The 13,787-nt window shown below is 31.8% G+C and carries 7 protein-coding genes; 4 read left to right on the forward strand and 3 right to left on the reverse strand.

Going from position 1 to position 13,787, the window contains the following annotated elements:
* Together LQ189_RS11080 and LQ189_RS11085 are read right to left on the reverse strand one after the other, a co-directional pair.
* Positions 1-1,614: an AAA family ATPase gene (locus LQ189_RS11080; protein ID WP_230156885.1), complete on the reverse strand. Its 1,614-nt coding sequence runs from the start codon at positions 1,612-1,614 to the stop codon at positions 1-3.
* A gap of 76 nt (positions 1,615-1,690) precedes the next feature.
* Positions 1,691-2,620: a 5'-nucleotidase gene (locus tag LQ189_RS11085; RefSeq protein ID WP_230156893.1), complete on the reverse strand. Its 930-nt coding sequence runs from the start codon at positions 2,618-2,620 to the stop codon at positions 1,691-1,693.
* Positions 2,621-4,171: 1,551 nt separating this feature from the next.
* Here LQ189_RS11085 and LQ189_RS11090 point away from each other — a divergent pair.
* From LQ189_RS11090 to LQ189_RS11105, 4 genes are all read left to right on the forward strand, one after another.
* Positions 4,172-8,218 (forward strand): PAS domain-containing sensor histidine kinase, encoded by a 4,047-nt coding sequence (locus LQ189_RS11090; RefSeq protein ID WP_230156915.1) that lies wholly within the window; start codon positions 4,172-4,174, stop codon positions 8,216-8,218.
* On the forward strand, positions 8,211-8,624 hold the full coding sequence (locus LQ189_RS11095) for a response regulator (RefSeq protein ID WP_230156917.1): 414 nt from the start codon (positions 8,211-8,213) through the stop codon (positions 8,622-8,624). Before LQ189_RS11090 ends, LQ189_RS11095 begins: the two co-directional genes overlap by 8 nt.
* 982 nt (positions 8,625-9,606) lie before the next feature.
* On the forward strand, positions 9,607-11,172 hold the full coding sequence (locus LQ189_RS11100; RefSeq protein WP_230156919.1) for an ATP-binding protein: 1,566 nt from the start codon (positions 9,607-9,609) through the stop codon (positions 11,170-11,172).
* A 67-nt stretch (positions 11,173-11,239) separates the two neighbouring features.
* Positions 11,240-11,644: a response regulator gene (locus LQ189_RS11105; RefSeq protein ID WP_230156921.1), complete on the forward strand. Its 405-nt coding sequence runs from the start codon at positions 11,240-11,242 to the stop codon at positions 11,642-11,644.
* A 1,015-nt stretch (positions 11,645-12,659) separates the two neighbouring features.
* Here the strand turns inward: LQ189_RS11105 and LQ189_RS11110 are convergent.
* A complete protein-coding gene (locus tag LQ189_RS11110) occupies positions 12,660-13,784 on the reverse strand; it encodes a hypothetical protein (RefSeq protein ID WP_230156923.1) in 1,125 nt (374 codons plus the stop codon).
* Positions 13,785-13,787: the final 3 nt, after the last annotated feature.

Here is a 13,787-nt window from a genome sequence, read left to right on the forward strand (position 1 = left end):
TTAGTCTTTTTTTCTTTGATTTAGAATAAGTTTCATAGAATGTTTAGATGCTTCATCATAAAAACCTTCACCAAAGTTTTTATCAAATTTGCCGTTTGCTAAATATTTCATTTCATAAGGGCCATCTTTATCGAAATAATAGACTACAAATGGGTTGTGTTGTATACGCATGGCTGGGAACAGACTTCCATCCGATTTTGAATAATCAACGAATAGCAACTGTGAATTTCTTATGATATATTCGGAATGAGTTTCTACAATAAACTGAATACCGAATTCTTTCCATGTTTCTAAAAATAATTCTGCAAGTAGGGATTGAAAAGCTGGATGTAAATTGGCTTCCGGCTCTTCGATAAGAATTATAGGAGTTGATTTTCTGAATCTTCTGGCGCTTCCGTGATCTTTAATGTCATTCTCTTCATTAATCACATTAGCGATACGAAGTAAAATGGTAAAAATTTGTCCTGCACCAAAACCTTTATCCACAAGATTTATCCAGTCTCCATTTTCTTTTATTTCTATTTTAGATGCTAAGCCTTCAATGGGTTTAATATTGTAGTCTTCCCCTATATCAAAGAACTTATTTGACATCCACTTTTTGAGGAAGGCATCAGCTGTGCTCTTTTTTTTAATTGGGTTTTCTGATAGCCTTTTGATAATATCGTAGATGTCATTATTACCGTTGTCATTTACGTACAAGCGGGTTTGAGTATTGCGGTTTGGAGTTAGGTGCGTTATGTTTAGGTTCAAGGCATCAACGACTATGTCAGCAATAATTGTTAATCTAAACAAATCTCGATTGCTATTACTTAATCCAATCCCTTTTTCATTATCCCTAAAATAGCTACTTAGTACTCTACGTATAATTTTATCTATAGATTCTGAGCCCCCAAAATCTCTTAATTTGAAAGTTGGATTGAACTGTAAATCGTCCTCAATTTTATTGTTTTCAAGGTCTTTTATTTTTTTGTTTACCTCTTTAAGTTTTGCTTTTAACGATTTTACTTTGTCTAAAAATTGTACTCTTTCAAGACTGGTTTTCTCTAAAATTTTTAAAATAGACTCGCTCTCCTTTAAATCCTTTTCAATAACGATCTTGATACTATCCAATTCATTTTTATTTTCTTTTTCATCAAAAATATCAGGATCATTATTTCTGAAATGTATAAAACTATTATCAATTGTTAATTGATATTCATCATCAGCCAAGTTTGTGATGCTAAAAAGTGAATTGTCGTATTTACTTTTAAATTTTATTGCTTTGAGTTTTCCTTTTTCAGATCTATTATCATTATTTTCTTGAGGGTAAAAATGATAATCAATATAATAATCTTTATTTTCAATAGAAAAATTAATGTCCCATAATTTTTCTTTTAAGTTCTGACGATTAATAGCATTTGAAAAACAATCAATTTTGTGGTTTCTGGAATGTTTTTGATTGAAATTTAATTCAAAATGATTTTTAGAATTTCCAAAGCTATCTAAAAGCATTAACGCTTTCATTACACTAGACTTTCCAGAGTTATTGGTTCCAGTCAGAAAGGTAATCGGAGCTAAATTAAGTTCCCATGTTTCTTTTATTTTTCTGAAATTCTGTATTGTTATTTTTTCCATTTAGTATTTATATCAAACTTTTTTTGTGCAATATTAATTTTATCCTGTGCGAATATAGTGCATAGAAATAAAAAGCTTAATTAGTCTTTATTTCGTTTAGTGGCGATGAGGTTAAATATGGCACTTTTCCAGAGGGAACTACTTTCGAAGCTCCGTCTAAATGAGTTTCTTGATCATCAAAGAAAATGTGAGCCCCAAAGGCTTCTAATATTTTATCTTTTGAAAGTCCTCCAAGAAAGTACACTTCATCAACGTATACATTCCATTTACGTAATGTTTTTATCACTCGCATATGGGAAGGCGCATTTCTCGCTGTCACAATTGCTAATCGTAAAGGAGAATATTCAATTCTGGTAGGTAAATGTTCTTGAATTTTTGATAATTTAATCAAAAGTTTAGCAAAAGGACCTTCAGCAAGCGCATCATTTTCATGTTCTTTTTCATATTGATGAAATGATCCCATTCCTTCTGTTTTATATCGGTATTCTGATTCATCAGAAAACAGAACTGCATCAGCATCAAAAGCAATTTTAACTCTTGCATCTTTTGGATTGAAAACAGTCGGCGGAGCATATAATAATGCAGCTGCGCATTCTTTACTATCGATTACGGTTTGAACATCTTTAGAATCTTTAGAAAGAAATAGATCTACATAAAAGGCATCAATATAAGGAGCTAAAGGTTCTCCTCCAGTTAGAGCAACTCGTGTAATATCTAAACCATGTTGTTGAATAGAATTCAAAATCCTTACGCCTGTTTCAGGACTATTCCTAGACATTACGACAACCTCTACGATTTTTTTATCAGCAATTTTGTTCAATTGTAGTAAACTTTGTACCAAATAAAAAGCAGTACCTGGTTTGAGTAATTCCTCTTCATTTTTAAGTTGGTATTCTCTAAATGCTTCTATACCGTCCATTTCAAAGACTTCATTCTCTCTCTCTAAGTCAAATAAGGCTCTAGTCGATACTCCAACTACTAATATTTCTGATAAATCTACTGCCATGAAAACATATTAATTGTAATGTGTAATTTAAAAGTGAATCAAAATGAAACTAAGCCTAGGTATTTAAATACTCCTTTAATGAAAAGAGCTTACAGTCTCTCTCAAAAAATTCAAATGTATGAATGTAAATAAACGAATTTTTACACTCGTAAACTATACCCACTTTTAGTGATATTGAGCCATCTCTTTTTCTTTCAAAAAAACTAAAACAAAACCATAACAATATGAAATTCAGTTTTTTGATTAATCAAAAGAAGAATTGATCTGAGAATAGATTAAATTTTACTTTTTTCTAAAACATTTGAAATTCTAAATTTGAAGTAAAACAGATTTAAAGATGACAAAATTCATAACACTTCTTAAAAACGTTCTGTAAATAACAACGCGCTTCGTGGCATCTAAATTATTGAACCATCAAAATAATTTAAGGCTTTACTTTTATAAAATAATGCATTCAAACACTAAATCTGATTATCTTTGTGGACAGAAAAACAAGTTGAAATTATTACTAATTTTTGTTTTGATACTGAACACGAAATTGAACACGATTTTATAAAAAACATATGGTTTTATGGCTCGCAAGCCCAGTAAATACTTTTAAATTTTAGGGTCTGCGCAATTCATAACCCTGAGGTCCCGAGTTCAAATCTCGGTCTCGCTACAGACAAACCCTTAAACAACAACTGTTTAAGGGTTTTTTATTTAAATCAATTCCTCACTTAGTGAGGAAATGGAGTGAGGAATTTTAAAAAGATACCTATATATAACTCTGATAATATGAACAATAAGTAACCAGACCTCAGGTTCAATCACACCAGTCCTTTTTTTGTTTTCTTATTTATATCAAGCAACAAGCAATTCAAACTGACATGACAAACAATTTTATAACAAAACCTAAATAGATGTCTTAGCAAAAAAGAAAAAAACAGACCCTTTTAATATATTGCGCAGAAATTATTTTAAACCTTGTATTAGAAATGCAGTACAAGCCTTCTTACATAAGTTTGAATACTGGCTTAACCAGAGCCAAATAGTATCAACAGCAACCTTTGACCAAAATGTCAAAGGTTGCTGTTGTTTTTTGAGTGTTTTGATTTTTAGACAAGAATCAAAATTTAAACAAATCCTAATCCATCAGACTCAATAATATCATCATACCTGAGTATTCAAAAAAATCATCCAAAAAATAATAATTATAAAAAAAGTTTCTGTTTTCAGGAAAATGAAATCATAAACTTCCATATTAAAGACAATGGTATTGGTATTCCTGCTGATCAACATGAAAATATATCAAAAAATATCAAAACGTTTGACTAAAATGCTGTCAACAATGGTGTAAGGCCTTAAGTGTGCAAAAAAATAGAAGAATTACACGGACGAAAAATTACACTTCAATCCATACCGGGTCAAAATCCAATATTTTATTACATTATTTCAATATATAATGTTAAATAGTTATAAAAAATGAAACTATCACAAAATTTATTAATGTATTAAACTCAAGTCTAAAATAAAATATATTTATATTTGACTTTAAAAAAACAAATATAAATGACTGATAAACAATTTGCCAATCTTTTTGTTGAACAGTCGAAGGACCTTATTTGGATCATCGATTCTCATTTTAATTTAATATACGCCAATAAAGCGTATCAAAACGCCATGACACAAGTGAATGGCAAAGAAAAAAAATTGGACGAACCGATCTTTACAGAAGGTTTTGGTGATGGTTCTATAGAAAAATGGAAATCCTATTTTGTGCGTGGGCTGAATGGCGAACATTTCGAAATTGAGGATCAGTTTTACAACCCTACTACGAATCAAGTTGAATACAGTCAAATATCGTTTCATCCAATAATCGATGAAAACCGAGTTGTTGCTAGTGTAGCATGTCAATCAAGAGATATTACTTCGATTATAAAATCAAATACTGAAGCAGAAATAATTATGGATGCTTCTTTGGATGTGATTTGTTCTATTGATGAGCAGGGATTCTTCAAGAAGGTGAATGCAGCTTGTAAAGAATTATGGGGATATGAAAAGCATGAATTGGTTGGTAGAGCATACATTGATTTTGTTATTGATGAAGATGTAGAAAAAACTAATGCAGCCGCTGCAGAAATTCATTCAGGCAAAAACGTAACAACTTTTGAAAATAGGTATAAAAGAAAAGATGGCTGTATTGCTTTCAATTTATGGTCAGTACGATATGATCCAAAAAGCAAAATTATGTTTTGCGTAGCGCGTGATGCAAGGGAAAAAATCCAAAAAGAAGAATTATTGATTGAGAGTGAAAACCGCTTTAAGGCACTAGTGCAAGAGGGGTCTGATATGATCAGTATTATCGATGTGGCTGGAAATTATATCTACACCAGTCCTAACACAACGGCAATCTTAGGGATTACCCCAGAGGAGTTTGACGGCAATTCCATATTCGACTTTATCCATCCCGATGATATCGAAAAATCAGCCGCATACATACAGCGAATAAGTACCGAAAACAAAGTGATTGTTGAGCCTTTTAGATTGAGGGATGGTAAAAATGAATGGCGATGGATAGAAACAGTATTGACTAATATGCTGGACAACCTTGCTGTGAATGGTATTGTGGCCAACTCGAGAGATATCACCGAAGAGAAAAAATTACAGAAACTCAATAAACAAACCAATGATTTAGGCAAAATTGGAACCTGGGAATACGACCTGATTGAAAACAAACTCTTTTGGTCAGATGAGGTATACTATTTGCACGATGTAGACCCTGGTACATTTGTGCCAAATGTTGAAACTGCAATAGACTTTTATAAGGATGAACATAAATCATATGTTACAGATGAAATCACTAAAAGTCTAACTCTAGGAGTTTATTTAGATTATGAGGCTGTTATTATAACTAGAAGTAATAAAGAAAAATGGGTAAGAGTGATTGGTAGCCCCGAATTCATTGAAGGTAAATGTGTCAAGTTCATTGGAAGCTTCCAAGACACTACCGACCTCAGAGAAGCTGAAAGCCGTCTGCAAAGTTTGTCTGACAACATCCCAGGAGTCTTCTTTACATACCTAATTCATCCAGACGGTTCAGATGAATTTAAATATGTGAGTAAGGGATCTGAAAAAATTTGGGGGTATAGCCCGGAAGAGGTAAAAGACAATTCTGATCTGGTTTGGAATCAAGTAAAAGCCGGAGGTGATTTTGAAGCAATGAAGCAAAGCATTAGCGACTCAATAGAAAATAAATCGCAGTGGTATATGCGGTTTAGCATCGTTAAAGCGGATGGCGAAAAACGCATGCTCCAAGGATTGGGAACACCGGAATTTTTATCTAATGGTACTGTGCAATATAATTCAGTGGTGCTAGACATCACTGAAGAAGCTAAAAACGAAGAGCTACTTGAACAAGCCTCTAATCTAGCAAGGATAGGTAGCTGGGAAGTAGATCTGAAAAAAAACAAAATATTGTGGACTGAAATGGTGCATCAATTGCACGAAACCAATCCCCAGAGTTTTAAACCGGACCTTGCCCAGAGCATCAATTTTTACCGTGAAGATTTCAAACCCATGATTACCGAAGCGGTCAATCAATGCATTCAGTTAGGTACTTCTTTTGACTTTGAGGCGGTAATTGTAACCGCAAACAAAAACGAATTGTGGGTAAGAGCCATTGGTAACGCTGAATTTATAAATGGGGAATGCGTCAGAATTTATGGCAGCTTTCAGGATATCCATAAACGTAAAGAAGCCGAGATTCGCTTGCAATCCTTATCAGATAATTTACCAGGGGTAGTTTACACCTATATCATTCATCCGGACGGTACTGACTCAATGCAGTTTATTTCTGGAATGGTTGAGAAGATGTGGGGTTATACAACCAACGAAGTAATGCAGAATATTGATTTATTATGGGATCAAATAAAGCAAGGTGGTGATATAGAAGAGGTTAAATCGAGTGTAGCCAAATCTATCGAAACAAAATCAAAGTGGACTTGTCGCTTTAAAATTGTTAATCATACAGGCGAAATTAGGACTCATTTTGGCAGTGGAACTCCCATTTTTTTGGCAGATGGAACCATTCTATTCCATGTAATGGTACTAGACATTACACAGGAAGCTAAAAATGAAGAATTGCTAGAGGAGGTGACAAACATGGCGAGAGTCGGAAGTTGGGAGCTGGACTTAATCAACCAAGACGGAGAAAGCATTTATTGGTCTCCAATTCTGAGGGAAATAGTGGAGGTGGATGATAACTACAATCCTACATTAACAGGTGGTATAGAATTTCATGTTGGAGAAAGTAAAGAACGCATCCAGAAAGCACTGGACCTTTTAATTTCTGATGGTATCGAGTTTGATGAGGAAGTACTCCTTCGTTCACCAAAAGGAAATGAGCGATGGAATCGATGCATTGGTAAAAGAGAAATGGTAAATGGAAAATGTATCCGCATATATGGTAGCTATCAGGATATTCATCAGCGTAAAGAGTCTCAATTAGAATTATTGGCTGCTATAAAAAAAGCACAGGAAAGCGACGCTAGATTTAAATCATATACGCAACAGTCACCAATTGCTATTTATACAACTGATATAAATGGAGATTGTATATATGCCAATGAAACGTGGCTTAAAATGGCCGAAATGCAATTGGAAGACGCCTTAGGTAGAGGATGGATTAACGCTCTTCATCCTGAGGACATGGACTATGTAACTGACAATTGGTACAAATTAATTGAATCTAATGATGAATGGAATTATGAATATCGCTTTTTAAGTAGCAATAAAAACATCATTTGGGTCAATGGAAGTGCTAAAAAACTATTTAATGATAAGAATGAACATATTGGTTATCTCGGATCTAATGTAGATATCACGGAACGCAAAAAAGCAGAGCAAGAAAAAAACAGTTTGCTCGCAACGCTGGAAAAAAGTTTGAATGAAATTTATGTCTTTGATGCAAAAACATTAAAATTCACTTACGTCAACCAATGTGCTCTTAATAACATCGGCTATTCAGAACAAGAAATAAAGGAACTTACTCCGCTTGATCTAAACCCAGAATTTACCGGAACAACTTATAACCAACTTATAAATCAATTAATTACAAAAGAAAAAGAAAAAATTATCTTTTTTACAAATCACAGACGAAAAAACGGGAACCTTTACCCTGTGGAAATCCATTTACAATTCATCGTAGAAGGCAACAATAAAAGATTTCTGGCAGTAATTTTGGATATTACGGAGCGAAAGCAAAGCGAAGTAAAACTGTTGGACATAAATCAAAAGTTAAATATCCAAACCAAAGAATTACAACGTTCTAATGAGCAACTTGAACAATTTGCATTAAGCCGAAGCCAATACGTTATGCAGATGGAAGCACAAAATGAAAAACTTAGAAATATTGCATGGACGCAATCTCACCTTGTGAGAGCACCCCTATCCAGAATATTAGGTATCATCAACTTAATAGAAATGCAGCAAGACAATCTCGATGATTTGATGTTTTGCTTAGTGCAACTACGAGTTTCATCCGATGAAATGGATGCTATTATAAGGAAAATCACAGAAGAAGCTCAAGAAATTCAATTAAATAAAATCAATGAGTAAGACAATATTTATTATTGATGACGATCCCGTATTTAGCTTTATTGTAGAAAAAATGATGATAAAAGTGGACAGCACTTTGACAATTATTTTATGTAAAGACGGTAAAATAGGTTTAGAAAAAATATTTGGGCATCAAGGCGACTTATCAGAGTGTATTGTTCTTTTGGACATAAATATGCCTGTACTAGATGGGTGGGGGTTTCTAGACCAAATACAATCAGAACAGTTTAGTGAGTACCACAATATACCATTATATATTTTATCATCATCTACAGACAAAGTAGATATTGAGAGGTCCAGCCAACATTTAATTGTTAAAAAATTTTACTGCAAACCATTAAGCAGTGTTGATATTGTAGAAATATTGAACTTTAATTTTAATACTATACAATCAGAAAGATTTTAATGGCTTGTTAACAAAAGCTATAATACCATACTCATAGAATTAGAAACCTAATTAGTGAGGTAAAATTGAAACCAAAGACAAAAACCTGTAAGTTTCTAAACTACTTATGGGCTCGGGATTAGTCCTTTTAAAATGGAATCATCGATAATTTTTAGTATGCTACTTTGACCCAAACTAAAAATTGCTCCAAACAAGTTAGATAATGAAAAAATATTTGGGGAAACCACTATAAAATTACAGCAATTCTAACACTTTACAATCCCATACATAAACCTATTCATCAGCGAAAACTCTGTAAAGTGTGTGTTAAATAGCCTGTCCCGTTTTTTCGGGAGAACTGATTAGATGTCGTAAACATTTATGGAGTTATCGTAAAGATTTAATAGAGAATTTCAAAATGGGTAGTGTCTCAAAAGGTTTTACTTTCCTCTTTTTTGAGAAATAATTTTTGGTTTGCTATCGTTTATTATTCCTTTTACACATAAATTCTCTTACCCATTCGCTCGTATTACTTTCCGTGCGTTTTAAAACTTACAAATGAAGAAGTAATAAAAATAACTCTACAATTATTAAAAAATGAAACTGGAAAAAAGCTCCATGTCCTTTACCATAAAAAATTAGGAAATCGTTTTGTACAATGATATCAATATACTAAGAAAGTATATCGTTACTAATAAATGAATCCAAACAGACGCACTAAAACAATATTTAAAAGTATTGGCTTTATATTTTGGAACTTTAACAGCTGTTTTTAAAGCTTAGTTATACTTTTATTATCTCAAAGCGAATTTCATAAATTTTTTTTTATTGTAAGTGAAATCACTTATAATTATTTTGTAATTTACCACATAATATTTGTTTAGAGATTTTTAGACAAATTGTTGTTAGCTACAAGCCATGTATTCATTTTTTGAAAAATGGTTCTTTATGCACTACATGCTGTAAAATTAGACTGCCTACAGAAAAAAAAAAAAAATGAAATATGGATGAAATTTTTGAAATCGTAGAAAATATTTTCAGTTCTGGTGGCTTTATGCCTCGATGGATATGCGGGCAATGGTCAGAAACACTCGGTTGGCTCTACATTATTTCAAATATAGCTATTGGATTAGCTTACCTATCTATACCGATCTTCTTATACAAATTTGTCAAAAAAAGAAAAGAAAAAATATTTAATAGAGTGTTCATATGCTTTATGCTCTTTATCTTTTTTTGCGGCACTACGCATTTTGTGGACGCTATTATATTTTGGTTTCCGTTATACCGACTAAATGCAGTAGTCTTAAGCATGACAGCATTGATATCTTGGATTACTGTTTTGGTGCTTTATCGTTTCCTTCCGATAGCATCACAATATCGATCTCCTGCAGATTTGCAACTAATTATTGAGGAACAAACGAGAGACTTGGCCATTGCTTATCAAAAATTATCAATCAGTGAGAATCAATTTAAGACTCTAGTTAATAGTAATCCGGATATCATTACTCGGATTGACAAAAATTTAACCTATCAATTCATCAATAATTCGATTCGCAAAATACAAAACATGGATGCTGAAAATATTATTGGTAAGAATATTCGAGAAGTGCGTGGGGAGGCCGATAACCAGATAAATGAATCATTCATTGGCCATGTAGAATCTGTTTTCAAAACAAATAAAACCGAAACGTTTGAATTTGAAATGAACACCAATGAAAATCAACATAACTATTTTCAATTATCAATCATACCACTTGAAAATCAAGTGGGAGAATTACCTGAAGATGTCTTAACAATAACCCGAAATATTACACATCAAAAACTATATGAACAGGAACTTAAGCGTAATATTAATCATTTCGAACTATTAGCTGATGGAATAGAGAAAAAGAGAAAGATATTAGAAGATTTTACTTATATTGTTTCACATAATTTAAGATCACCTGTTGCCAATTTAGCCGCTTTGTTAAATTTGCTAAAAGACGAAACAGATGATGATATGCGAAACGTGTTCATTGAAAAAATCGACATTGCCTTTCAAAGTCTTTCTACGACGGTAAACGATTTGACAAATGTTGTGCGAATACGACAAGATGCTGAAATACCGAAAGAAGAACTTTTCTTTCAAGATATTTTATCAAATCATCTAATCAATCTGGAAACACAGATTAACGAAACGGCTACCACAATTACTTACGATTTCAATGCATGTGAGAAAATTGATTATCCAAAAGTATACCTTGAAAGTATTTTTTTAAACTTATTAACTAACGCGATTAAATACAGCTCACCAAAAAGAGCACCGCAAATTATTTTTAAATCGTGTATTGACAAAGATGGAATGATTAGCTTAACGTGCGAAGACAACGGCATGGGCATTAATCTAGAAAAACATGGCGCAAAGCTTTTTGGGCTAAATAAAACATTTCACGAGCATCCTGATGCGAAAGGTGCAGGCTTGTTCATCACCAAGAATCAAATCGAAACAATGGGAGGTGCAATTTATGCTGAGAGTGAAGTAGACAAAGGATCCAAATTTATTATATATTTCAATATCAATAATTCTTAAATTTTAATAAAATATAGTAATTGAAAAAAATGTTGAACGAAACAGTTCAATTCTTAAAAAAAAAATCATGAAAAAGATTAATACCTTTTGTATTGTAGATGATGATGATATCTATCAGTTCACTACATCACTTTTCCTTAAAAAAACTGACCTAGTTAATAAGGTTATCGTGTTTTCAAATGGACTGAAAGCTATTAATTTTCTAAAGGAAGAGATGGAAAATTCAGAAAACATTCCTGACATTCTATTTTTAGATGTAAACATGCCTGTTATGGATGGGTGGGAGTTTTTGGAAGAATACCTATTAATTAAGCCCATGATGCCTAAAACAATAGTAATTTATATGGTGACTTCATCTGTAGATGAAAAAGATGTTTTAAGAGCTAAAAATATTAGTGCATTGTCAGGTTATTTGGTAAAACCAATATCAAGCGAAAATATTGTGGAAGTTATTTCAGGGCTTTTTGATTAAATTTTGTTGTAAATAAACTTTTAAATCCTACCGCATGGATCTTCTTTCCGTACAAAAAAAGTTCTTTTTAAAAAAAATTACATATAAAGTGTTTAGGTTTAAACTAAACACCAAATTCTGTTTCCTCGGGATTACATTCCGTTGCTGTTTACTGTTATCAAATAATGAATTACACTAAATACCTCCATCATCATTAAAAGATGAAATTAGAAATACTATACCCATTCTTTATCACAAAAATTCAATAAATCATTTCGACTTAATTATGGCAGTTTGAAAAACTATTTTTTCTTTGATAAAACAAAAAAGGACCTGTCCTTTGATGCTTAAATCCAAAGTCAGAATGCCTGAGAAAACCAATGAAACCGCTATTTTTTCGCTGCTGTAAATGAGAAAAAGCATAAAAAAAACTCTGAAGCAATGATATTTAAGTACTTTTTGGATTAAAGCTGAAATAAACAAACTGAATCATTACAGTAATTAAACAAGTGAGAGATCAAAAACATCTTCCATATTATGAGTGAGGAAAAAGCATTAAGAAAACGGTAAAAAACGATATAAATAAATTTTTGCAAAAAATTAAATCACTTAAAATCAATTTTTTAGAAAACAAAAACAGTTAAATTCCAATTTTCATAACCCTGAGGTCCCGAGTTCAAATCTCGGTCTCGCTACCAAGACAAACCCTTAAAAATCAATTGTTTAAAGTTTTTTTTATTAAAAATGCATTCCATAATGCAGACTTTAAAATGCTAAAGCGAGGCAAGGAACTGAGGAATTTTACATATTGAAATTCAAATGTCAATCGATTTTAAACAGAAAAGGTATAAATGAATTGTAGTTTTTATTTACACCTTTTGAACTTTAGTCAAATTGCTTTGAATTATGCAACTATTGAAAAAATTAACTGTGGATTATTTATCAAAATATAACTTAAATCATACGTTAGTTTTTTCTATCCACATTTATAAAATAAAATTGTTCAAATTTTGAAAAAAAAGTTTTTTACTTGAAATCAAATTTTGCTCCTTTTTGAAATTACTTTGTAATTATTAATAAGTATACTGGCTCCATTTGCAGATGACAATTCTTCTAAACTTGTTTCACAAAGAGCATCTATCCTAAACATTTGATCTATTGTAGAGAGTAATTTTCCAGAGGTTTTATCAAAAATAAAAATGTTTTCAATTGCGCTTTTAATCATTTTAATTAGTTGTTTAAAATCATCTTGGGAAAATTCATTCTCTAAAATATAATTTTCTAATCTAGCTCCTTTTCTGTATTTAGGATACTCCTCAAGCCCCATAAAGTGCAACATCCATGACTTATTGTAATATCCAATTGTTTTTACAATTCCTATATAATCTGCAATTAACTCATCGTGTAAATTATTTGATGCTATCCCATATTTTTGAAGGGTATATAAATGTGTACATTCATGTTCTTCTCTTATCGAAATGGAATAGGATAACCATATATCTTCCGCCAAACCCAATTGTTTTGCTGCTACATTACTATAGGGTTTTGTACTCAAAATAATTAAATTATCCTTATATAATTTCTTACTAGGCAATACATTACAAGTAAACTCTTCTGTCCAATTTCCAAAAGTATTGGTCGCTAACCATTTGTTTTTTAAAATGGTCAATCTCTCCCAATTATTGATGCCGTTTATTAACACGGCACCCATAGATTGGGGAACATATCTAGGGTTGTTTTTATATAAAAGTGACTTTATAATCGTAGTGAAGTCTTCACTATTTGAAACCGTTACTATGGGTATTGAACCAGCAATACTTTTATGAACTTTAAATGTGATATTTTCAAAATCGTTTAAATGTAGTAAAAAAGGAAAATTCATATCGACTGTTTTTCCTCTTAACACTATATCTTTATAAAATTCTGTTTTTTCTATGCCTAATTGTATTGGGAAATTCAATTGAGGATAGCATTTTTTTAATTCATTAAACACCATTTTCCCTTGTGAAACTCGTGTTGAAATCCCTCTCCAATATTCAAGATCAATCTCATCAAAAAAAGGTGATGTTACGTTTTTTTTTACTAAAAATTTATTCTCCAAGTAGTTTTTAAGTCTTTCAGAAATACAAAGACTGCTATTATGGTCAACTTCTTTTAACATATC

The organism is Flavobacterium sp. CECT 9288, assembly GCF_918731615.1.
Lineage (GTDB): Bacteria > Bacteroidota > Bacteroidia > Flavobacteriales > Flavobacteriaceae > Flavobacterium.

Excerpts from the sequence above, each read along its gene's own strand:
- LQ189_RS11080 (WP_230156885.1), bottom strand. The coding sequence starts at position 1,614 with ATGGAAAAAATAACAATACAGAATTTCAGAAAAATAAAAGAAACATGG.
- LQ189_RS11085 (WP_230156893.1), bottom strand. The coding sequence starts at position 2,620 with ATGGCAGTAGATTTATCAGAAATATTAGTAGTTGGAGTATCGACTAGA.
- LQ189_RS11090 (WP_230156915.1), top strand. The coding sequence starts at position 4,172 with ATGACTGATAAACAATTTGCCAATCTTTTTGTTGAACAGTCGAAGGAC.
- LQ189_RS11095 (WP_230156917.1), top strand. The coding sequence starts at position 8,211 with ATGAGTAAGACAATATTTATTATTGATGACGATCCCGTATTTAGCTTT.
- LQ189_RS11100 (WP_230156919.1), top strand. The coding sequence starts at position 9,607 with ATGGATGAAATTTTTGAAATCGTAGAAAATATTTTCAGTTCTGGTGGC.
- LQ189_RS11105 (WP_230156921.1), top strand. The coding sequence starts at position 11,240 with ATGAAAAAGATTAATACCTTTTGTATTGTAGATGATGATGATATCTAT.
- LQ189_RS11110 (WP_230156923.1), bottom strand. The coding sequence starts at position 13,784 with ATGTTAAAAGAAGTTGACCATAATAGCAGTCTTTGTATTTCTGAAAGA.